Source organism: Buchnera aphidicola (Aphis glycines) (assembly GCF_001280225.1).
GTDB classification, from domain to species: Bacteria; Pseudomonadota; Gammaproteobacteria; order Enterobacterales; family Enterobacteriaceae; genus Buchnera; species Buchnera aphidicola_E.
This window is the reverse complement of record NZ_CP009253.1, coordinates 598,126-621,275: the sequence shown is the minus strand read 5'-3', so window position 1 is coordinate 621,275 and position 23,150 is coordinate 598,126. Positions and strand designations below refer to the sequence as shown.

Annotated in this window: 22 protein-coding genes and 5 tRNA genes; 16 read left to right on the top strand and 11 right to left on the bottom strand. The window is 25.5% G+C overall.

Annotated elements, in window-relative coordinates; translation table 11 throughout:
• Window positions 1-136 precede the first annotated feature (136 nt).
• The 9 genes from IX46_RS03000 (at window position 137) to IX46_RS02960 (ending at window position 7,943) form a co-directional block, all read left to right on the top strand.
• Window positions 137-212: transfer RNA gene (locus IX46_RS03000), tRNA-Trp, on the top strand.
• Window positions 213-351: 139 nt separating this feature from the next.
• Window positions 352-2,205 carry a dihydroxy-acid dehydratase gene (gene ilvD / locus IX46_RS02995; protein ID WP_053940507.1) on the top strand — a complete coding sequence of 618 codons (1,854 nt, stop codon included), beginning with the start codon at window positions 352-354 and terminating at the stop codon, window positions 2,203-2,205.
• A 49-nt stretch (window positions 2,206-2,254) separates the two neighbouring features.
• The gene (gene ilvC, locus IX46_RS02990) at window positions 2,255-3,727 is read left to right on the top strand and encodes a ketol-acid reductoisomerase (protein WP_053940506.1); all 1,473 of its coding nucleotides are present in this window, start codon (window positions 2,255-2,257) and stop codon (window positions 3,725-3,727) included.
• Between the two features lie 50 nt (window positions 3,728-3,777).
• Entirely contained in the window at window positions 3,778-5,715 is a 1,938-nt protein-coding gene (locus IX46_RS02985; protein ID WP_053940505.1) for a UvrD-helicase domain-containing protein, read from the top strand.
• 186 nt (window positions 5,716-5,901) lie between these two features.
• Entirely contained in the window at window positions 5,902-6,228 is a 327-nt protein-coding gene (gene trxA / locus IX46_RS02980) for a thioredoxin TrxA (RefSeq protein WP_053940504.1), read from the top strand.
• Window positions 6,229-6,344: 116 nt separating this feature from the next.
• Window positions 6,345-7,604 (top strand): transcription termination factor Rho, encoded by a 1,260-nt coding sequence (gene rho / locus IX46_RS02975; RefSeq protein ID WP_053940503.1) that lies wholly within the window; start codon window positions 6,345-6,347, stop codon window positions 7,602-7,604.
• A 67-nt stretch (window positions 7,605-7,671) separates the two neighbouring features.
• A tRNA-Arg gene (locus IX46_RS02970) sits at window positions 7,672-7,745 on the top strand.
• Between the two features lie 34 nt (window positions 7,746-7,779).
• Window positions 7,780-7,852: transfer RNA gene (locus IX46_RS02965), tRNA-His, on the top strand.
• A 17-nt stretch (window positions 7,853-7,869) separates the two neighbouring features.
• A tRNA-Pro gene (locus IX46_RS02960) sits at window positions 7,870-7,943 on the top strand.
• Between the two features lie 7 nt (window positions 7,944-7,950).
• On the opposite strand, the gene IX46_RS02955 is transcribed toward IX46_RS02960, so the two are convergent.
• The 3 genes from IX46_RS02955 to cyaY all read right to left on the bottom strand — a co-directional run bounded on the left by IX46_RS02955 (window position 7,951) and on the right by cyaY (window position 10,092).
• The gene (locus tag IX46_RS02955) at window positions 7,951-8,697 is read right to left on the bottom strand and encodes a uroporphyrinogen-III synthase (RefSeq protein WP_082249202.1); all 747 of its coding nucleotides are present in this window, start codon (window positions 8,695-8,697) and stop codon (window positions 7,951-7,953) included.
• A gap of 1 nt (window position 8,698) precedes the next feature.
• Window positions 8,699-9,640, bottom strand: coding sequence for a hydroxymethylbilane synthase (hemC, locus tag IX46_RS02950; protein ID WP_053940501.1), 942 nt, complete (start codon window positions 9,638-9,640; stop codon window positions 8,699-8,701).
• A gap of 104 nt (window positions 9,641-9,744) precedes the next feature.
• Window positions 9,745-10,092, bottom strand: coding sequence for an iron donor protein CyaY (gene cyaY / locus IX46_RS02945; protein ID WP_053940500.1), 348 nt, complete (start codon window positions 10,090-10,092; stop codon window positions 9,745-9,747).
• A gap of 109 nt (window positions 10,093-10,201) precedes the next feature.
• On the opposite strand from cyaY, the gene dapF reads away from it, so the two are divergent.
• The 3 genes from dapF (at window position 10,202) to IX46_RS02930 (ending at window position 13,842) form a co-directional block, all read left to right on the top strand.
• A complete protein-coding gene (dapF, locus tag IX46_RS02940; protein WP_053940499.1) occupies window positions 10,202-11,056 on the top strand; it encodes a diaminopimelate epimerase in 855 nt (284 codons plus the stop codon).
• Window positions 11,057-11,082: 26 nt separating this feature from the next.
• Window positions 11,083-12,291, top strand: a complete 1,209-nt coding sequence (locus IX46_RS02935) for an MFS transporter (RefSeq protein WP_082249201.1) — start codon at window positions 11,083-11,085, stop codon at window positions 12,289-12,291.
• A 96-nt stretch (window positions 12,292-12,387) separates the two neighbouring features.
• Window positions 12,388-13,842 carry an inorganic phosphate transporter gene (locus IX46_RS02930; RefSeq protein WP_053940497.1) on the top strand — a complete coding sequence of 485 codons (1,455 nt, stop codon included), beginning with the start codon at window positions 12,388-12,390 and terminating at the stop codon, window positions 13,840-13,842.
• 39 nt (window positions 13,843-13,881) lie between these two features.
• On the opposite strand, the gene IX46_RS02925 is transcribed toward IX46_RS02930, so the two are convergent.
• Window positions 13,882-14,646: a class I SAM-dependent methyltransferase gene (locus IX46_RS02925; protein ID WP_053940496.1), complete on the bottom strand. Its 765-nt coding sequence runs from the start codon at window positions 14,644-14,646 to the stop codon at window positions 13,882-13,884.
• 225 nt (window positions 14,647-14,871) lie between these two features.
• Here IX46_RS02925 and IX46_RS02920 point away from each other — a divergent pair, with 225 nt between their 5' ends.
• The gene (locus IX46_RS02920) at window positions 14,872-15,285 is read left to right on the top strand and encodes a hypothetical protein (protein ID WP_053940495.1); all 414 of its coding nucleotides are present in this window, start codon (window positions 14,872-14,874) and stop codon (window positions 15,283-15,285) included.
• Between the two features lie 26 nt (window positions 15,286-15,311).
• Window positions 15,312-16,397, top strand: a complete 1,086-nt coding sequence (locus tag IX46_RS02915) for a hypothetical protein (protein ID WP_053940494.1) — start codon at window positions 15,312-15,314, stop codon at window positions 16,395-16,397.
• 68 nt (window positions 16,398-16,465) lie between these two features.
• Here IX46_RS02915 and coaD read toward each other — a convergent pair whose 3' ends face one another.
• A complete protein-coding gene (coaD, locus tag IX46_RS02910; protein ID WP_053940493.1) occupies window positions 16,466-16,957 on the bottom strand; it encodes a pantetheine-phosphate adenylyltransferase in 492 nt (163 codons plus the stop codon).
• 94 nt (window positions 16,958-17,051) lie between these two features.
• On the opposite strand from coaD, the gene epmA reads away from it, so the two are divergent.
• Complete coding sequence (gene epmA / locus IX46_RS02905) at window positions 17,052-18,029, top strand: elongation factor P--(R)-beta-lysine ligase (RefSeq protein WP_053940492.1); 978 nt, start codon at window positions 17,052-17,054, stop codon at window positions 18,027-18,029.
• A 6-nt stretch (window positions 18,030-18,035) separates the two neighbouring features.
• Here epmA and IX46_RS02900 read toward each other — a convergent pair whose 3' ends face one another.
• From IX46_RS02900 to hslV, 4 genes are all read right to left on the bottom strand, one after another.
• Window positions 18,036-18,788, bottom strand: coding sequence for a ferredoxin--NADP(+) reductase (locus IX46_RS02900; RefSeq protein WP_053940491.1), 753 nt, complete (start codon window positions 18,786-18,788; stop codon window positions 18,036-18,038).
• 101 nt (window positions 18,789-18,889) lie between these two features.
• Window positions 18,890-19,363: an Hsp20 family protein gene (locus IX46_RS02895; protein WP_053940552.1), complete on the bottom strand. Its 474-nt coding sequence runs from the start codon at window positions 19,361-19,363 to the stop codon at window positions 18,890-18,892.
• A gap of 177 nt (window positions 19,364-19,540) precedes the next feature.
• Complete coding sequence (gene hslU / locus IX46_RS02890; RefSeq protein WP_053940490.1) at window positions 19,541-20,872, bottom strand: HslU--HslV peptidase ATPase subunit; 1,332 nt, start codon at window positions 20,870-20,872, stop codon at window positions 19,541-19,543.
• Between the two features lie 9 nt (window positions 20,873-20,881).
• Entirely contained in the window at window positions 20,882-21,412 is a 531-nt protein-coding gene (gene hslV / locus IX46_RS02885; RefSeq protein ID WP_053940489.1) for an ATP-dependent protease subunit HslV, read from the bottom strand.
• 402 nt (window positions 21,413-21,814) lie between these two features.
• Between hslV and rpmE the strand changes: the two genes are divergently transcribed.
• Window positions 21,815-22,033 (top strand): 50S ribosomal protein L31, encoded by a 219-nt coding sequence (gene rpmE / locus IX46_RS02880; protein ID WP_053940488.1) that lies wholly within the window; start codon window positions 21,815-21,817, stop codon window positions 22,031-22,033.
• 94 nt (window positions 22,034-22,127) lie between these two features.
• Here the strand turns inward: rpmE and IX46_RS02875 are convergent, their stop codons facing one another.
• Together IX46_RS02875 and IX46_RS02870 are read right to left on the bottom strand one after the other, a co-directional pair.
• The gene (locus tag IX46_RS02875; RefSeq protein WP_082249200.1) at window positions 22,128-23,006 is read right to left on the bottom strand and encodes an N-acetylmuramoyl-L-alanine amidase; all 879 of its coding nucleotides are present in this window, start codon (window positions 23,004-23,006) and stop codon (window positions 22,128-22,130) included.
• 54 nt (window positions 23,007-23,060) lie between these two features.
• A tRNA-Gly gene (locus tag IX46_RS02870) sits at window positions 23,061-23,133 on the bottom strand.
• Between the last annotated feature and the right edge of the window lie 17 nt (window positions 23,134-23,150).

Genomic DNA, 23,150 nt, shown 5'->3' with positions numbered 1-23,150 from the left:
ATCATTTAAAAAAAAAATTAGATCTAAAATTAATGCGCTTTTACAATCAAATTTTATCAAATACAAACTAGACTTTTTTATTAATTGAGAATATAATTAATTTTTTAAAGATATAATTAAAATCCTAAATATCACTAGGGGTGTAGTTCAATTGGTAGAGCATCGGTCTCCAAAACCGAAAGTTGTAGGTTCAAATCCTTCCACCCCTGCCAAAATTTCACTCATCAAATCTATATAATAATTTCCTTTAAAATCAAATCATATGAAATGATTATTCCTACTAAACAAATAAATATATATATTTTCAAAAAAATATTAAATCAAATAATATTCTTATGAGGTTATCTTCAAATGCCTAAATACCGTTCTTTTACAACAACGCAAGGAAGAAATATGTCCGGAGCTAGATCTTTATGGCGAGCTACCGGAATGAATGATGAAGATTTTAAAAAACCAATTATAGCAATAGTTAATTCTTTTTCTCAATTTGTTCCAGGTCATATTCATTTACACGAAGTAGCTCAAATTATTTCGAAAGAAATTTCAAAATCAGGTGGTGTTCCTAAAGAATTTAACACTATTGCTATAGATGATGGAATAGCAATGGGTCACTCTGGAATGTTATATTCTTTACCTTCTCGCGAATTAATCGCAGATTCTATAGAATATGTTATTAATGCACATTGTGTAGATGCGATGATATGCGTTTCTAATTGCGATAAAATCACACCTGGAATGTTTATGGCGGCAATGCGTTTAAATATACCTTCAGTTTTTGTCTCAGGTGGTCCAATGGAAGCAGGTAAAACAAAGATTAAAGAGAAAATAGAAAAAATTGATTTAGTTGACGCAATTATTCACGGAGGTGATCCTAATAATTCAGATGATTTTATAAAAAATATTGAATTGTCTTCCTGTCCTACATGTGGATCTTGTTCAGGTATGTTTACTGCAAATTCTATGAATTGTTTAATGGAAGCAATAGGTTTATCATTACCTGGAAACGGAACATTGTTAGCTACTCACGTTGATAGAAAAAAATTATTTCAAAAATCAGCTCAAATAATAGTAAAAATTACAAAAGATTATTATGAAAACGATAAAACACAATTTTTACCTAGAAATATTGCAAATAAAGACTCTTTTGAAAACGCAATGATGTTAGATATTGCTATGGGTGGATCTACTAATACCATATTGCATTTATTAGCTGCATCGAATGAAGGGAATATTAATTTTAAAATATCTAATATCGATAAACTTTCAAAAAATACTCCACATATTTGTAAAGTTTCTCCCAGCACGAAATTATATCATGTGGAAGATGTGCACCGAGCAGGTGGTGTTATAGGTATATTAGGAGAATTAAATCGTTTTCATTTATTAAATAACAAAACTAAAAACATATTAGGATTAAATTTAAAAGAAACAATAGAAAATTATGATATTTTATCTACAAAAAAAAGCGATGTAATAAAAATGTTTCATGCAGGACCTGGTGGTGAACGAACAGTTAAACCATTTTCACAAAATTTCAGATGGAATACATTAGATATGAATCGTGTCACGGGTTGTATTCGATCTTGTGAAAACGCCTATAGTAAAGAGGGTGGTTTATCTGTTTTATATGGTAATTTGGCAAAAAATGGCTGTATAATAAAAACCGCTAGCGTAGAAAAAGAAAATTATATTTTTTCTGGCATTGCAAAAGTATATGAAAGTCAAGAAGAAGCAGTTAAATCAATACTAGAAAATCAAGTTCATTCGGGAGATGTAATAGTTATTAGATATGAAGGACCCAAGGGAGGTCCTGGAATGCAAGAAATGTTGTACCCAACAACATATTTAAAATCTATGAAATTAGATAAAACATGTGCGTTAATTACTGATGGTAGATTTTCTGGAGGAACATCGGGATTATCAATAGGACATATTTCTCCTGAAGCTGCAAACAAAGGAGTGATAGCGTTGGTTCAGAATGGAGATAATATTCAAATCAATATTTATGAAAAAAAAATTCATTTAAATGTTACTGAAAAAGAAATTGAAAATCGAATGAAAAAAGAGGAATTAAAAGGTGATAAAGCATTTAAACCATTAAATAGAAACAGAAAAATTTCATTAGCATTGCAATATTATGCTTCTTGCGCAACTAGTGCCGATACTGGCGCAATAAGAGATAAAAAAAAATTATTTAATCTTTAAGAAATCAGATATTTAATAATAGATTAATTTTACATTCGGAAATAATCAAATGAATTATTTTAATACACTATCTTTTCGTGAAAAAATCAAAGAAATTAAAAAATGTCGTTTTATGAAAAGAAAAGAGTTCGAAAACAAAAACAATATTTTAAAAGATAAAAATATCGTTATTATAGGTTGTGGATCTCAAGGTTTAAACCAAGGTTTAAATATGAGAGACTCAGGATTAAATATATCTTTTGCATTAAAAAGTGATAGTATTTTAAAAAAAAATAAATCTTGGTTGAACGCTAAAAAAAATAATTTTCAAGTAAATAATTATGAAAAATTAATTCCCAACGCTGATCTTGTAATTAATTTAACACCTGATAAACAACATCAAAATGTAGTTCAAGAAGTTCAGAAATTAATGAAACCATATTCATGTTTAGGTTATTCACATGGTTTTAATATTGTAGAGTGCAATGAAAAAGTAAGAAAAGATATCACAGTTGTTATGGTGGCACCGAAATGCCCTGGAACAGAAGTTCGAGAAGAATTTAAAAGGGGATTTGGAGTTCCTACATTAATTGCCGTCCATTCTGATAACGATCCTAAAAATATTGGTTTAGATATTGCTAAAGCATGGGCTTTTTCAACAGGTGGTCATCGTGCTGGAGTTTTAGAATCATCATTTGTAGCTGAAGTAAAATCAGATTTAATGGGAGAACAAACAATTTTATGTGGAATGTTGCAAACAGCATCATTAATATGTTATGAAAAATTAATTGAAAATGGTTATCAAGCTGATTATTCAGGCAAACTGATACAATATGGATGGGAAACAATTACTGAATCATTAAAACATGGAGGTATTACATTGATGATGGATCGACTTGAAAATCAATCTAAAATAAAAGCTTTTAAATTATCTCAAAAAATAAAAAAAATACTAAAACCATTGTTCGAAAAACATATGGATAATATTATTTCAGGTGAATTTTCTCGTAACATGATGAATGATTGGAAAAACAACGATGAAAAATTATTAAATTGGCGTAATAATACAAAAAAAACAAATTTTGAACAAGCTCCTATTTGTTCACAAAAAATATCTGAACAAGAATACTATGATCATGGTATAATAATGGTTGCAATAATCAAAGCAGGTATTGAATTAGCTTTTGAAACAATGTTACAATCAGGTATTAAAAATGAATCAGCTTACTATGAATCTTTGCATGAACTACCATTAATTGCAAATACAATTGCAAGAAAAAAATTATATGAAATGAATATGGTAATTTCAGATACTGCTGAATATGGTAGTTATCTATTTGCTGAATCAGCTTACCCTATTTTAAACAAGTTTATAATGAATCTCAAAAAATCTGATTGGGAACAATCATTAAATACAACTACAATAGATAATATTGAATTATATCAAATCAACGAAAAAATACGAAATCATCCAATTGAAATTGTTGGATTAAAACTAAGAAATTATATGAAAAAAATGAAAAAAATTACAGTAGGTGAATAATATATATGTTATACAATTTTTTTAAAAACTTCACTGATTAATATTTTATTATGTCTCTTAATTATATTCAAAAAAATGCTGTAGAATTTATAAATGGTCCCTGTCTAATATTAGCAGGGGCTGGTTCTGGCAAAACAAAAGTTATTATCAATAAAATTATCTATTTGATAAAAAATTGTCAATATGAACCGAAAAATATTATTGCTTTAACATTTACTAATAAAGCCGCTCATGAAATAAAACTTCGCCTTCTAAAATGTTTAAATATATTTGAAATAAAACAAATCACTATTTCTACATTTCATTCATTTGGACTAAAAATTATTCAAGAAGAAACAGATTTTCTAGAATTAAATTCTAATTTTTCTTTATTGGATGAAAAAGATCAAGTTTCATTGTTAAAAAAAATTACTAATAAAAATATTAAAAACGATACAAAATTACTAAAAAATTTGATTTTTACGATATCTTATTGGAAAAATAAGTTTTATACACCTTCAGATGCAAAATTATTATCACAATCTATTCAAGAAAAAAATTTCGCATATTTTTATGAGAAATATACTATTTATTTACGCGAATCAAATATATTAGATTTTGATGATTTAATTTGCCTGCCAACATTAATGTTTAGGAAAAATAAGAACATAAAACATCGTTGGCAAAAAAAAATCACTTATTTATTAGTAGATGAATATCAAGATACTAGTCACAGTCAATATGAATTAATTAAAATGTTAACTAGAATAAATTCTAATTTTACTTTAGTTGGAGATGACGACCAATCAATATATTCATGGAGAGGTGCTACTACTCAAAATATTTTTTTACTAAAAAAAGATTTTCCCACTTTAAAAATTATAAAAATGGAACAAAACTATCGTTCTTATGGAAGAATATTAAAAGCTGCAAATAAACTTATATCATATAATCCAAATTATTTTAAAAAAAAATTATTTTCTAAGTTAAAATATGGAAGTAAAATAAACATTTTAATTGGTCAAAACGAGGAAATTGAAGCAGAAAAAATAGCACAAAAAATACTTTGCGCATATTCTAAAAATAAAATACAATACAAAGATTATGCAATATTATATAGAGGAAATCATCAATCTCAAATTCTTGAAAAAATTTTTCTAAAAAGAAACATTCCTTACAGAATTTCTAATAATTCATCATTTTTTTCGCGTCCTGAAATTAAAAATTTATTAAGTTATCTAAGATTAATAATCAATCGAAATGATAATTACGCTTTTTCAAAAGTTTTAAATCTTCCATGTCGTCGAATAGGAAATTCTACACTTAATAAAATAGAAACATTTTCTATCAAAAAAAATATAAGTTTTTTTCAAGCCAGTAGTGATCCAGAAATAAAAAATTTTTTAAATAAATCAACATTAGAAAAAATAAAAAAATTTGTTTCTTGGATAGATAGAATTTATTCACTATCTATTGCGAAACCTCATGATATTTTAGATATCATTATTCACGATATTCAATATGAATCATGGTTATCAAAAAAATTAAAGGAACCTGATAAAATAAATCAAAGTATAAATAACATATATACCTTATCTAAGTGGATAAAAAGCTTAATAAAAGGAAATAACATTGAAAAACCTATGAATTTGTTAGATATTATCACAAAAATGACACTGCGTGATATAATTAATAGTGAAAAAAAATCTAAAGATTTAAACCAAGTCCAGTTAATGACACTACACTCATCTAAAGGATTAGAATTTTCTTACGTTTTTATTGTTGGTATGAGTGAAGGTATTCTACCGAATTCAAAAAGTATCAATGAAAATAATATAGAAGAAGAGAGAAGATTAGCTTATGTAGGAATTACTCGAGCAAAAAAACAATTATTTTTAACGTATTGTCAAACACGAATGCAGTATGGGCAAAAATTGTATACAATACCTAGTAGATTTTTATTCGAATTACCTGAAGAAGATTTACATTGGGACAAAAATTTTTTTTAGGTCAACATGAAAATTAAAACGTCAATAAAAATAAATAACTTAAAAAATATTAAAATGTAAAAATTCTATAATTTTAGTTTAAATCAACTTTCAAAAATGATAACATCATATATAACTTTAATTAAAAAATTAAATTTATTTCCAATTTTTCTTTACAAATTAAATAAAAATAGAGAAAAGTAAAAAATGAACAATATTATCGAATTAACAGATCAAAATTTTGAAGAAAAAGTTTTAAAAAAAACAGGTTTTATATTAGTTGATTTTTGGGCTGAATGGTGCAATCCATGTAAAATATTAGCACCTATCTTAGAGGAAATAGCTAATGAATACGTCAATAAAATAGAAGTTGGAAAATTAAATATAGAAATCAATCCAAAAACAGCACCAATGTATTCTATTCGAGGGATTCCTGCATTATTATTATTTCACAACAGTCAGGTTCTTGCTACTAAAATTGGAGCAATTTCTAAGTTGCAACTCCAAAAATTTTTAGATGAGAATATTAAATAAATTTACTAATTTTTTATTTATAAATTAAATTTTATATAAAATTTATTAATACAATATACATTATGTCAAAATTATCATTTCAAGATTTACCCCGATTTTACTAAGAACCCACCATTATGAATCTTACCGCACTTAAAAATATGCCAGTTTCCGAATTAATTATTCTTGGTGAAAAAATGGGGTTGGAAAATTTAGCGCGTATGCGTAAACAAGATATTATTTTTGCAATCCTTAAACAACACGCAAAAAGTGGAGAAGATATATTTGGAGATGGAGTTTTAGAAATATTACAAGATGGATTTGGATTTCTTCGTTCCTCTGATAGTTCTTATTTAGCTGGTCCTGATGATATATATGTATCACCTAGTCAAATTCGTAGGTTTAATTTAAGAACTGGTGATACTATTTCTGGGAAAATACGACCACCTAAAGAGGGTGAGAGATATTTTGCTTTATTAAAAGTTAATGAAGTTAATTATGATAAACCGGAAAATGCAAGAAGTAAAATTTTATTTGAAAACTTAACACCTTTGCATGCTAATTCTCGCTTGAGAATGGAAAGAGGAAATGGTTCAACAGAAGATTTAACTGCAAGAGTTTTAGATTTAGCTTCACCCATAGGAAGAGGTCAAAGAGGTTTAATTGTAGCACCTCCGAAAGCAGGTAAAACAATATTACTTCAAAATATTGCACAAAGCATAGCTTATAATCATCCAGATTGTGTTTTAATGGTATTATTAATTGATGAAAGACCAGAAGAAGTTACTGAAATGCAAAGATTAGTAAAAGGAGAAGTTGTTGCTTCTACTTTTGATGAACCTGCATCAAGACATGTACAAGTAGCAGAAATGGTCATTGAAAAGGCTAAAAGATTAGTAGAGCATAAAAAAGATGTAATTATATTACTCGACTCTATTACTCGTCTAGCACGTGCTTATAATACTGTTGTACCAGCTTCAGGAAAAGTTTTAACAGGAGGAGTGGATGCTAATGCATTACATAGACCTAAAAGATTTTTTGGTGCTGCTCGTAATGTAGAAGAAGGTGGGAGTTTAACGATAATTGCCACCGCATTAGTTGATACAGGTTCAAAAATGGATGAAGTTATTTATGAAGAGTTCAAAGGAACAGGTAATATGGAATTACCATTATCCAGAAAAATAGCAGAAAAACGCGTTTTTCCAGCTATTGATTATAATAGATCTGGAACAAGAAAAGAAGAATTATTAACTTTACCAGATGAACTTCAAAAAATGTGGATATTAAGAAAAATTATTCACCCAATGAGTGAAATAGATGCGATGGAGTTTTTATTAAATAAATTATCTATGACTAAAACTAATGACGAATTTTTTGACATGATGAAACGCTCTTAAAAATTTTATAAAAAAAGCTGGACAACAACAACAATTAGTCATAGAATTTAATTCATATTTTATAAATGCGCTCGTAGCTCATTTGGATAGAGCACTATCTTCCGAAGGTAGAGGTACCAGGTTCAAATCCTGTCGAGCGCAATTATTAAAATAAGATATCTTTATATTTTATTTGGTGGCTATAGCTCAGTTGGTAGAGTGCTGGATTGTGATTCCAGTGGTCATGGGTTCAAATCCCATTAGCCACCCAAAATTTTATAAAATACGGCGAATAGCGCAGCTTGGTAGCGCAACTGGTTTGGGACCAGTAGGTCAGAGGTTCAAATCCTCTTTCGCCGAATAAAGTTTAATTATGTTTTTGTATAATTTTTAATAAATTTTCATTATTCGCATAATTAGATATAACAATATCTTTCCATCCTATTTTTCTAGCTATATTACCTAATCTACTACCTACAACAAATATTTTACATCTAAATAGCCATTCATTTTTATTAAAACAATCAATTGTGTCATTTAATTTATTTAAAATATCACCGCTAGTTATTATTAATGTATTAATTTTATAAGAACGCCACTTTTCTATTAATAAACTATCGATTGTTTTAAAAGATTTTTTATAACATTCTATAATAGATATATTAAAGTGATTTTTTAATAATTTTTTTTCTACCAATTTTCTTCCATTTTCTCCTTTTAATAAAATTATTTTAGCTTTACTAATATTTTTTTCATATAAAAGATCTAATAAAGCTTCGCTACTTTCTTCATCATTTGGAAATAAAATTTTTTTTTCGATGTATTTTTCAAGAAAAATAGCTGTACCTTTTCCAATTGCATAATAATCTGGATTAAGAGGCCAGTTTAAATTATTTTTATTTAAATATAAATTTGTATAATAAACAGATCTTTTAGAAAAAATAATCATTATATCTGCAGTATATAATTCATGTTTTTTTTTTGATATGCTGATTAAACTGGAGCTAGGTGAAAAATTAAATAAAGAAAAATGCCAGGATAGAATTCCTATTTTATTTAGTATATTTACTAATTTTTCACCTTCAGGAGAAGGTCTCATAACTAGTATTTTCATTTTAATTTAATTTTTTAGTTAAATAGATATCATCAAGAATTTTCTGAGCGCCATTTCTAAGTAATTCATTAGCTAAAGAGCAAGCCATTTCTTGAGCAGTTTCATACCAACCGAACCTTTCTCCTTTCAATATAATAGCGCCATCAGGCGAGCCTATTAACCCTCGTAGCCATATTTTATTGTGTTTGAGAATAGCATAACTTCCAATGGGAATCTGGCACCCTGCTTCTAAATTTTGACAAAATGCACGTTCTGTACTAATTTCAATAAAAGTATTGATATGATTTAAGCGAGATAAAAAAAATAATATTTTTTTATCATGTAATCTAGATTGTATTCCAATAGCTCCTTGTCCGCATGAGGGAAGAGATAATTCTGCAGGTATAATTTGAGTAATTCGATGTTTTAAATGTAATCTATTTAATCCTTCGGTCGCCAGAATTATTGCATCATATTGGCCTTGATCTAATTTAGCGATTCTTGTTTCTATATTTCCTCTTAAGGGAGAAACAATTAAGTCAGGACGATAAGTTATTAATTGGCATTGTCTTCTTAAACTTGATGTTCCAATTATTGCACCTTTAGGTAATTGATTAATAGATTTATAATGATTAGACACCAATGAATCTAATGGATTTCCTCTTTGACATATACTAACTAAACATAATTCTTTAGTAATATGAACAGGGAGATCTTTCATTGAATGTATTGCGATATCAGCTCTATTATCAAGAAGAGCAAATTCTAATTCTTTAATAAAAAGCCCTTTTCCTCCAATTTTAGAAAGCGACTTATTTAAAATATTATCTCCGTGTGTTACTATCGGGACTAATTTTATATTCAAATTAGGATATAAAGATAATATTTTCTTTTTAACATACTTGGTTTGTTCTAAAGCTAAAGGACTTTTTCTAGTAGCAATTCTTAATATTTTTTTTTTCATGTTACTTGTTATTTATATTTAATATAAAATATGTTTTTCAATCATTATGAAACCATAACTAAATATGTGATTTGTTGTAATCTCTTTAAAATTATCAAAATACTTCAAATATTATAAAATATTACATTGTTATTAGATTGTATTGAAAAAGATTCTTGAAATATTTCCCAAAAATTTTTATTACTACGATTACAAATCCATTGCTCTATATTATAATCAAAATGATATCCATTTAATTTAGTAGCTAGCCAAATTTGCTTTAAAAACTCTTGTTTATTAATAATGATCATGCTTTTATTTAAAAAAGTAATACTTATCATATAATCTTGTATTTCATAATCAAAATCAATTTTATTAACATATAAATTTAAATTATCTTCAATCTTAAGAAATAGTTTATTTACCAACTCGTGAAAATTGTTTTTTTGATTATAAATTATTTTTCTTTTCATTAATATTCCCTAAAATTTTTTTAACTTATTTAAAAAATAAACAAAATCTGTATAATTTTACTCAATTATAAAAACTTATGTAAATAATGAAAAACTATTGGAATGTTAAATGTATTTAAATATTAACAATAAAAAAAAAATTAACTTTTATAAAATGCATGGTTTAGGTAATGATTTTATGGTTATTGAATCAATTACACAAGATTTTGTTTTATCCTCATCCAAAATAAAAAAATTATCAAATCGTAATACAGGAATAGGGTTTGATCAATTATTATTAATTGAAAAATCAAATAATACTAAATTCGATTTTCATTATCGTATTTTTAACTCAAATGGAAATGAAGTAGAACAATGTGGAAATGGAGCTAGATGTGTTGGATTATTTCTTATTTTAAAAGGTTTTACAAATAAAAAAATCATTAACCTTAGTACTAATAAAAAAAACATAATCATTAATTTTATTTCTGAAGATATTATTGAAGTCGATATGAATGAACCTGTTTTTGAAGTAAAATCAATAACAAATTCGGAAAAATTTCGGAAACATAACTTCTCAGTAAAAATATTTAATAATCATTTATTATGTAGTCTGGTTTCTATTGGTAACCCGCATTGTGTTTTTCAAGTAGAATCGATAAAAAACGCACCTGTCAAAAATATTGGTAAAATAATCGAAAAAGAATCTATTTTTCCCGATGGGATAAATGTAGGTTTTATGCAAATTTTAAATAAAAATCATATTAAATTAAGAGTTTATGAACGTAATGAAGGCGAAACTCAATCCTGCGGTAGCGGTGCATGCGCTGCAGTTGCAGTAGGAATTGTAAAAAAAATGCTTTGTCATCATGTTAAAGTGGAATTATTAGGTGGAATTTTATCAGTGAAATGGAAAGGTTTTGGAAATTCTTTATATATGACAGGACCAGCAAAGTATGTTTATGAAGGTTATATATATATATAATATATCAATTATAGAGGTTTTTAAGAATCTTGAAAAATCAAAATATTATTGAAAAAAAAATATGCATTAAACAAAATAAAAAAAAATTTAATGAAATTATTTTATGTCTTTTTTTGGGGGGATTTTCTAGTTTTTCTATTTTATATTGTGTGCAATCAATTTTACCTATATTTTCGAAGCAGTTTTGTTTAACTGCTTCGCAAAGTAGTTTATCTTTATCTGCAACAACTGCAACTATGGCTGTAGGTACATTATTGACTGGTATTATATCAGATATAATTGGTCGAAAATTAATTATGTCTGCTTCTTTGTTAAGTGCATCAATTTTAACAATTATTTGTTCTTGTATAAATAACTGGCACATGATTATTATACTTCGTGCTTTAATAGGATTATCTTTAAGCGGAGTTGTTGCTATTGCTATTACATATATAGTTGAAGAAATTCATTCTAGTTCATTGTCATTTTGTATTGGATTATATATTAGTGGAAATACTATAGGTGGATGTTCTGGGAGAATTCTTAGTAGTATTATAGCCGAACATTTTTCATGGAATGTTTCATTATTTACCATTGGTGTCTTTTCATTAATATTATCTTTTTTATTTCTATTTCTTTTACCATCTTCGAAAAATTTTTATCCAATTCCTGTAGATTATAAAATGTTTTTAAATAACTTTTATTTACATTTAAAAAATCGAATATTATTTACTCTATTTATGATAGGTTTTATATTAATGGGAAGTTTTGTTACTATTTTTAATTATATCGGATATCGATTGATATCAAAACCATTTTACCTCAACACATCAAGTATAGGTTTATTATCTATTATTTATTTAACTGGGGTATATACTTCTCCTAAAGCTGGAATTTTAATAAATAAATACAATAAAACAAACATATTAATAATATCTCTTTTATTCATGATTCTAGGTTTGTTAATTACTCAGTTAAATCAAATTATAATCATTATTTTAGGATTAATAATCTTTTCAGGAGGATTTTTTGCTTCTCATTCCATTGCTAGCAGTTGGGTTAGCGCATACGCAAAATCCGCAAAAGTACAAGCTACTTCTTTATATTTATTTTTTTATTATTTAGGTTCAAGTATATTTGGAACGTTTAGTGGATTTTTTTGGTTTTATTCAAAATGGTTAGGAATTTCAATTTTTATGATAATTTTTTTAATTTACGGAATATTTTTATCTTTAAAATTAAAAAAATTTAATTAAAAAATGTTTTTTAAAAAACATGACATTTTACTTTCCTAAAAGATAGTTTCTCAAGGATAATAAACTTCGTTCAATTCATCAAATGGCTAAAATATTATGCTATATTTATTTTCTTATTCTGACTTGAATCATAGTTTATTTATTTTTTTAGCTTTATTTTTTGTTTTATTTTATGAAGCTATTAATGGTTTTCATGATACAGCAAATGCTGTATCGACTTTAATTTACACTAGATCCATGCCTGCCAATCTTGCAGTTATAATGTCTGGTATATTTAATTTTTTAGGAGTTTTACTTGGAGGTTTAACAGTAGCATACGCTATTGTTCATTTATTACCTAATGACTTGTTGTTAAATAAAAATTCTGAACATGCACTTATAACAGTTTTTTCTATTTTATGTTCTGCTATATTATGGAATTTATCTACTTGGTATTTTTGTTTACCTGCGTCTAGCTCACATGCTCTTATTGGAGCAATTATTGGCGTCGGTTTAACTAACGCAATTATCACAGGTTCTTCTTTAGTTAATGCATTAAACATATCTAAAATTTTAAATGTTTTTCTATCTTTAATTTTATCTCCTATTATAGGATTAGTTATTGCTGGAAGTTTAATATTTTTATTACGTTATATTACAAGTAAACATAATAAATTTAATCAAATTCATATGACTCCATTCGAATACGAAGAAAAAGAAGGAAAAAAAAATCCTCCACTTTCAATTAAAATCGCATTAATTTTATCATCTATTGGAGTTAGTTATGCACATGGAGCGAATGATGGTCAAAAAGGAATAGGATTAATTATGCTCGTACTTATTAGTATCGTACCATCTAGCTTTTTAATCAATTTAAATGCTTCAAAAAATGAGATCACTTACACAAAAAGCGCACTTAATCATTTATATAAGTATTATTCAAATAAACACGTACATATAATAAATAAAAATGATAATAAAAAATTATATCTTAATTTTTCTGAAATAATAAAAAATGTTAAACAAACGAATATTTTACTAAATAACATTGATAACTATAATCTTTTAAATGTACAAAAAAGATTTCAATTACGTCATTTTTTACTTTGTATTTCTAATAATATTGATCAAATTACTAGTTTTAATATTAATAAAGATGAAAAATTTTTTTTATATAAGATGAAGCAAGATATACTGAAAACTATAGAATATGCACCAATTTGGATAATAACAATTATCGCGCTATCTTTGTCGATAGGTACAATGTTTGGATGGAAACGTATAGTTGTGACTATTGGTGAAAAAATAGGCAAAAAAAGAATGACATATGCACAAGCTATGTCTGCTCAAATAACTGCTAGTTTTTCTATCGGAATAGCTAGTTATACAGGTATTCCCGTTTCCACAACACATATTCTTTCATCTTCAGTAGCAGGTTCAATGTTAGCTGATGGCGATAGAATTCAAAAAACTACTATGAAAAATATTATTATTGCTTGGGTATTAACTTTACCTATTTCGATTCTACTTTCTGGAATTTTATATTGGATAGCATTATCTTTGATAGCATAAATAATATTAATTATAATTCTGTAAGATAGGAGTACATATTTATTTAATTGTACTTCTATTTTTTTTAAAAGGTAAATATATATCAAAACGATGATTTTTATTACCAATCGAAAATGTAAATTTTTCATTAGACAAAGGTTCAGCATGAATAGGTCTTTTAACAACAATTCTTTTTCTTGCAAATTTTCTAGAAATGTTTAATAATTCTTTATAATCATTATTATTTTTTATTATTTTTCGTAAACACTGCATGTTTTTTTTAGGTAATGATGTTTTTTTGTTAATTGGATACATAGGATCTAAATAAACAATATCTGGTTGAACAATAGACATTTCAAGCATTTTGCAACTATCATAAAAAATAAAATGTAGTCTTTTTTTTAACCAATATCCAATATTTTTGTTTTTACATGCTCTTTGCAAACCATCTTTTAATAAAGCAGCAATTACTGGATGACGTTCAATCATAATAACATAGCATCCCCAAAAAGAAATTAAAAATGCGTCTCTTCCAAATCCAGCTGTGGCATCGACAACAGAAGGGAAATAGTTTGATTTAATCCCTAATGCTTTATACAAAGCTTCATTTTTTTTTTTAAAGTTTATACATCTGTAATTATTTTGTTTAGATATAAAATCAACTTTAATACTTTTTTTGTATATTTTTGAGCGATCATATAACTCTAATACATTATTATTAATTATTAATGCAAAAGAAGAATTTTCGTCATGCTTTATATTATGTTCTTTGATTATTTTTTGTAATCTGACATTAGTATTTTTTATAATTAGATATATATTCATAATATTTTTATTTTTTATTTATTAATAATTGACTTTTCTAAAAATAGATTTAAAATATATAAAGTAAAACTTTTTATTTTTTATATTGCTTAAAAAATAAAAATTAATACACTAAAAGCGCTAACTTATTTTATATTAACTTTTAAAAAAATTTAAAAATTAAATAAAAATATATTTATTAAACAGGTTTATAGTTTTAAATAGTTTAAACAAGGAAAAAAAATTATGTCATCTAATATTAATCTAGTTGATAAATTAAATCCAATATCTTTCGAAAAAAATAATAATTTAAAAATTAAAATAAATCCTAACGATTTTGAACATATTAGTAAAAAAATTGAAGATTATCGTACAAGATTAAATAAAAATTCTAATAACTCTACAATTTCTAAAGATGTTAAAATTACAAAATCTTCAAATGAAACTGAATTAAATCTAATTAAATTAGAAAATTTATACGAAAGGCTTTTATCTGAATTAGATAAAGTAGAAAATATAAGAAAAAAATCAACAGAAAATAATGAAATTGATGTTAATAATAATGTTGATAAATTAAAAAATATAAGTTCTATGAAAAAAAAACTGCTGTTGACATCCCTCCTGAAACCTCTTCTGAATCCATTATTCAATCTATTTTAGATTTTTTTCCAAATTCTTTTAACTATTTGATAAATCTCATTAAAGATGTACTTGAAAAAATAAATATTGTAGAGTTAGGTAAAAACATAATTAATTTATTAAAAGAAAAAATATGCGAAGCGTACCGAGCAATTAAAAATGAATTTATTGATTTATTTAATGGTACTACATTAAAAAAAATTTTTGATGCAGGATATAGATGGATCATGGGATCATCAATGGATGAGTCCACTAAAAAAGTAAATGATAAAATTGATAGTTTAATTGAATATGTTAAAAAATTAAAAAAAACAATTAAATCTTCAAAAAAATTTATACATGCTTTGATCGAAAAAATAAGAGAACAGGGGAGATTGAGGGTAGTTAACAAATTAAATCATAACCCTAAACATCCTGAATACGAAAGTTCATTTCCTGATTTAGATGTTGAAATTCCAAAAGAAGAAAATTTTCAAATACAGTATCCAAATGATTTAGATGAAAATTTTAATACAATAGTACAACAAAAAAATTTAAATATTAATCAATCATTGACAGATGCAATTAACAGAAGTATTAAACAAGCTCATGATAATCATGTTGAAAAAGACCAACATACATGGACAGTTTTTAAAGAGCCCCCATTACGTCCGCAATCAAATAATACAGTTTCTTATTACAAAGATATACCTAAAGATTTAGAGATTCCTAAAGATTTTAATGAATATTTCATGATAGATTTTAATTCTGCTGTTTTTTTAATCGATGGACATTTAATTTCTTCTTCAACAAAAGAGGGAATGATTGAAAGTTTTAAAAAATTGATCACTAACGATATAGAACAAAAGTTTATTTCTCAATATGCTAACCCAACATTACTAAAACCATCTTATTTAAAATTAATTTCGGAAAATCCAGCATTAGATGGTTCTCATATCGTACGTGCAAATAATTATTATGAGATTACTCATTTAGAAGATGGTACAATTAGAATTGTAGCTACCAACTTGTCTGATTTTTATTTTGTCAATGCAAATGATGTAACAGAACATCATTCTTTTGGTGTGAAGGCCACTGTAATTTTTTCATACTCAGATGCACCAATCATCAAGAATTCATATTTTATCAATTAATTCTTGAAAAATTTTTACTTTAAAAAATAATAGGGCGATAAGCCCTATTATTTTTTATAATAATTGCATTATAAATTGTTAATTTTTTTTAAAAATGCAATATGTATTTCTTTTGGTAGATATGGTTTGACATCTCCTTTATATTTTGCGATTTCTTTTACAAAGGATGATGATATGAATGAAGTTTCTTTAGATGAAAGAAAAAAAATACTATCTAGTTCGGGGTATATCTGTTTGTTTATTGTAGCTAATTTAATTTCATAATCAAAATCAAATATCGTACGAACTCCTCTAATTAAAATATTAGTATTTTCTTTTTTAGCTAAATTAGCTAATAAGTCATTAAAACCAATTATTTTTTTTATATTATCAAAATGTAATGTAGCTAACTTAGTTAATTGAATACGTTCTTTTAAACTGAAAATAGTTTTTTTGTTTAAATTACTCGAAGAAACAGCGATAATTATATTATCAAAAATTTTTATTGCACGAGTTATAATATCTAAATGTCCATATGTAATCGGATCAAATGTACCTGGATAAATTGCTGTTTTTTTCATTTTTATTGCTTTTATTTATAAATAGTTTGTATTTTAGTTGTAATTAAAAAAAACATTATATTTTATTTTATATAAAAATTTACAAGGAATCTATATGGAACGTCATTGGAAACCGAGCGCTTCTATAAAAAACTTAATAAAAAGAGCAGAAATTATTAATGATATTCGATTATTTTTTTTAGAAAAAAAAATTTTAGAAGTAGAAACTCCAATATTATCTCAATCAACAGTTACAGATATAAATTTAACACCATTTGAAACTAATTATTTTTTTTCAGAAAATACATCAAATAAATTAAAATTATGGTTAATAACTAGTCCAGAATATCATATGAAGCGATTGTTAGCGGCTAAAAGTGGACCGATATATCAAATATGTCATAGTTTTAGAAATCAAGAGTATGGAACACATCATAACCCAGAATTTACTATGCTTGAATGGTATCAAATTTCATGTTCTATGGAAACATTCATTAAACAAATAGATTTATTTCTTCAAAAAATATTAAAATCTAAAAAATCAAAAAAAATTTCTTATCAAGAAGTATTTATAAAATATTTAAATATAGATCCCTTTTCTACCAATGTTTCTGAATTGCATAAAATTTCAAAGAAGTTTAATTTACAATATTTAACAGAATTAGAAAAAAATTTACATATATTAATAGAAATGTTATTCACTCTAGTAATAGAACCTCTTTTAGCAAAAGAAGATCAACCAATATTTATATATCATTTTCCTATAGAACAAGCTTCTCTGGCCGCTCAAAATTATAAAGATAATCGTATTGCAGAAAGATTTGAGATATTTTTTAAAGGAATAGAAATAGGAAATGGATTTTATGAACTTACAGATTATTTAGAACACAAAAAACGTTTAATTAATGATAATAAAAATAGACAAAAAATGAATTTACCTATAAGAAAAATAGATAATAATTTTTTAAGCGCAATCAAACATGGATTACCTTTGTGCTCAGGAGTAGCAATTGGTATAGATCGATTAATAATGATCGCATTAAATAAAAAAAGCATTAATGAAGTTATTTCGTTTTCATTTGATCGTTGTTAAATAAATTTACCAGTAATTTTCCATGGTGATATTTCCTTTTCTTTTTCTTAAATGTTTAGTCATATTTCTTTCTTGGTTGAGTAAAAGATATGTTTCTTTTACCATCGAAGGATTTCCACATAACATAACATGTGAATTTTTACAGTTAATTTCTAATCCAATTTTTTTCTCTATTACTCTGTTTTTGATTAAAAAAGGAATTCTTCCTAATAAAGAATTGTTATTTTTTTCTCTACTGATTATAGTTTGAATTCTTAATTTTCCATCGTATTTTTCACATAATTTTTTCATTAAAGGAAGATAAACTAACTCATTTGTATATCTCACAGCATGTAACAAAACAATGTTTTTAAATCGCTCAATATCTTGACCTTCTTGTAAAATAGAACAATAAGGTCCAATTGCAGTTCCAGTAGCAAACATCCATAATGTTTCACAATTGGGTATTTCTTTTAAAACAAAAAATCCAAATGCATTTTTTTTAATGAATACATTATCGCCAGTTTTTAAATTATATAAAAGATTACTTAACTTTCCATTTGGAATACGAGTGATATAAATTTCTAAATTTTTATTACTTGGAGCATTAACAAAAGAGTATGCTCTCTGAATTTTTTTTATTTTATTAGTTTCACATAAAGCTAGTTTAGTAAATTGACCGGCTTGAAAATTTGATATCGACGCTTTTAGAAACAGACTAAATAAATTTTTAGTCCATTTTTTTATTTCTAAAACTTGAGCATTAATCCATGGATTCATTTTATTTTCTTACAGATTAGTTAAAATTGTTTTTAATAATCATTATACTGAATTTCAAAAAAGTATAATGATTATTAAAATGTTTTAAACATTTTTATATTTTACTTGTTTTGAATTTGAATACTATTATTGTTAATGGATATTTTTTTAGGTTTTTCTTCGTCCGGAATTTGGCATTCAAAATGTAATTCTAGCAAACCTAAAGATAGATCTGCTTTATTTACTTTTATTTTATGATAAAAATTAAAATTCAAAGAAAAATTACTAAATGTAATATCTTTATGTAAATATTTTTCTATTTTTTCATTTTTTTGATTTTGTTTTTCTTTTTTTCCTTGAATTATTAATTGATTTTTATGAACAGATATATCTAAATCTTTTTCTTCATATCCAGCAATGTTTAATGTTAATATATATTTTTTTTCGTTAACTTCTATAAGATTGTATAGTGGAGTGTCAGATAGTGGTTTTTCTCCAGTTAAAGTGCTGAACATTTTATCAATTTGATTAAATCTATTTGAAAAAACACTATTATGGTTTACATTTGGTAAGAAAGAAAATGAACGATAAGACATAAAAAACTCCTTTTTATTTATAAAATATATTTTAATGGTTTTAAATAATATTTTTAACATGTAAAAAGTTTCTTAATTTTTATATATGATCTTTTTTTTCTTTTTCAACAGTATTGCAATAAAAAAAATATTCATCCATTTTAAATAATTGTTTAATGGATAAATATTTTAATTTTTTTATAAAATAAAACGGCTAATATCTTCATTAGATATTAATTTATTTAAGTGCTTACCAACATATTTTTCATCTATTGCAATTGTTTGACCGCTAATATTATTAGCATTAAAAGAAATATCTTCCATTAACTTTTCTAAGATAGTATGTAATCTTCGGGCTCCTATATTTTCCATTGACTCATTAACTCGCCACGCTGCTTCTGCAATATGTCTAATACCTGATTTTGTAAAATTTATATATACTCCTTCTGTTTTCATTAAAGCTTTATATTGAGTTGTAATTGAAGCAGTTGGTTCAGTAAGTATTTTTTCAAAATCATCTATTGTTAATGCATTTAGTTCTACTTTAATCGGCAGCCTACCTTGCAGCTCCGGTATTAAATCAGAAGGTGTTGATGTTTGAAAAGCGCCAGATGTAATAAACAAAATATGATCTGTTTTTACCATTCCGTATTTAGTGGATACAGTACAGCCTTCAATTAATGGAAGTAAATCTCTTTGAACTCCTTCTCTTGAAACATCTGGTCCAGATATATCGCTACGTCTACATATTTTATCAATTTCATCGATAAATACTATTCCATTTTGCTCTACTGCGTTAATAGCTTCTTTTTTAATATCTTCTAAATTAACTAATTTTGAAGCCTCCTCTTCTTTTAACAATAGAATCGCATCTTTAATTTTTAATCTTCTTGTGTTTTTTTTATGACCACTTAAATTTTGAAATAAAGATTGTAATTGACTTGTTAATTCTTCCATGCCCGGGGGGGCCATGATTTCAACACCCATATTGCTGGATAATAAATTAATTTCAATTTCTTTATCATCAAGAACACCTTCTCTTAATTTTTTTCGAAATATTTGTAGAGTGTTTATGAGACTTTCATTATTTTCGTTTTCTTTCCAATTACTTTTTGGTCTTGGAACTAAAATGTCAAGTATTCTTTCTTCGACGATTTCTTCTACTTTAGCTTTATTTTTTTCAATATTTTTAATTTTAATTATTTTTATAGCTGCATCTGTTAAGTCTCGAATAATTGAATCTACTTCTTTTCCTACATATCCTACTTCTGTAAATTTAGTCGCTTCTACTTTGATAAATGGAGAATTAGCTAACTTTGCCAATCTTCTAGCAATTTCTGTTTTTCCAACTCCAGTAGGTCCGATCATTAAAATGTTTTTAGGTGTGATTTCTTGTCTTAGTTCATCACTTAATTGCATTCTGCGCCAACGATTTCTCAATGCAATAGATACAGCTTTTTTGGCTTTTTCTTGACCTATAATAAATTTGTCAAGTTCAGAAACAATTTGAAGAGGAGTCATTTCAGGCATATACAGTCCTTATTTTTCTGAAACTAATTCTTTTATAGTAAAAATGTGATTTGTATATATGCAAATATTTGCAGCAATTTTTAGTGACTTTTCTACAATTTTTTTAGCATTAAGATTAGTATTTTCTATTAATGCACGAGCAGCTGATTGAGCATAAGATCCTCCCGATCCGATGGCAATTAAATCATCTTCAGGTTGTATTACATCTCCATTTCCAGTAATAATTAATGAACTACTTTTATCAGCAACCGCTAATAATGCTTCTAATTTTCTAAGCATTTTATCAGATCTCCAGTCTCTTGCTAATTCAATAGCTGATCGCTGCAATTGACCTTGATACATAGATAATTTTTTTTCGAACATATCAAATAGCGTAAAAGCATCTGCGGTACCTCCTGCGAAACCAGCAATTACTTTTTCATGATATAGAGTTCTAATTTTTTTGACATTACTTTTCATAATAGTATTGCCTAAAGTTGCCTGCCCATCACCTCCGATTACTACCTTATTTTTTAATCTTACACTTAATATTGTGGTCACAAGAAAGCCTCTTAAAAGTAACGTTTTTATTTGAAAATAAATAAATATATTTTAAAAGCATTGATTTTATAAGTTCTCTAATTTTTTAATATATTTCCATCTTTCTTTTGGTTTAGCAGGTAGTATGTTTTCATCTTCTTTTTTTTGAATGAACGCTTGTTTATGTGTTTCATTTTTTTTCTTTGAAAATATATTAAATAAAGTTAAAAAAATAATTATGATTAATAAGATAGTAAACAAATTATATTTATTAAATTTAATTTTTTTTTTTTTTAAAATACATTGAACTAATTTTATTTTGATTTTGATACATTTTTATTTTTTTCTGAAAAATTGATAATTAATGTAATAATAATTGTATAATAGAATAAAACATTTTTAATGATTTAAGGAAAATTTCTTATGAAAAAAAAAATACATCCTTATTATTCTCAAATAAAAGCTATTTGTTCATGTGGTAATACAATTGAATTTTTTTCAACTATTAATCACAATCTAAATTTAGATATATGCTCTAAATGTCACCCATTTTATACTGGAAAACAAAGAATCATCGATACTGGAGGACGTGTTGAAAGATTTAAAAAGCGTTTTAAAATGACTAAATCAGAAACATCATAACATGATCATTTTTTATTTTTAATTTAAAAAAATTTTTAATTTTAAGCATCTTAAATGGTATTTTGATGCTTAAAAACATTAAATTGAAAAAATTTTAATCAATATTTTTAAAATTCGATATATATTTATTTTGGAAATAATTTTTTAATGAAATATAAATAGCATTAGCAACTTTTTTTTGATAGGAAATAGTTTTTAATTTTCTTTCTTCTTCGAAATTTGTAATGAATCCAGTTTCAATTAAAATAGATGGTGTGTTAATAGAGCTTAATATCCCTAGACTAGCATAGTTTGGTTGTATTTTTTTAACTTTAACGATTTTTTTAAATTCTTGAAATATATATTTTGATAAATCAGTTCCTATAGATTGAAAACAATGACATTGTAAATCAAGAATAGTTTTTTTTAAATATATATCGTTTTGATTGCTCTTAAAGGTATTTTCAATATTTTTGGAAAAATAAATGTTTTCTTCTTTATTATTTATAAAGCTGTTAATTTCACGATGTATTCGGTTGTTTGAGACAATCCAAATCGATGTTCCTGATACGTATGATTGTTGTGCAGAATCTACATGAATAGATAGTAATAAACTTACTTCTCGATTTTTTAAAAAATTTTTTCGTTTTTTTAAAGACAAATAAGAGTCGTTATTACGAGTTAAAACCGCTTGAAAAAATTTATTGCTGTCCAATAACTCTTTGAGCTTGATAGCAATTTTTAAGGTGATTTCTTTTTCTTTAAGGCCTTTATGCCCAATTGATCCTGGATCTTGCCCACCATGTCCTGGGTCTATTAATATGACAATTTTTTTTTGTTTATTGACGTTTTTTTTTTTTTGATAATGATTTATTTCTTTTGCAAATATTATTTGATTAATATTTTTTTTTTCAATATTTTTTTTGAATTTTATTTGAGAAATAATTAATAAAAAAGCTAAAATTATCCATTTGAAAGAACAATAAAAAATCATAAACTTTCCTTAATTCTTTAGCTATTTATTATTTTTACTTTTTGTATGTTTTTTAGCGGGAAACGAGATTTGAACTCGCGACCCCAACCTTGGCAAGGTTGTGCTCTACCAACTGAGCTATTCCCGCAGAGTAAAATAATTATT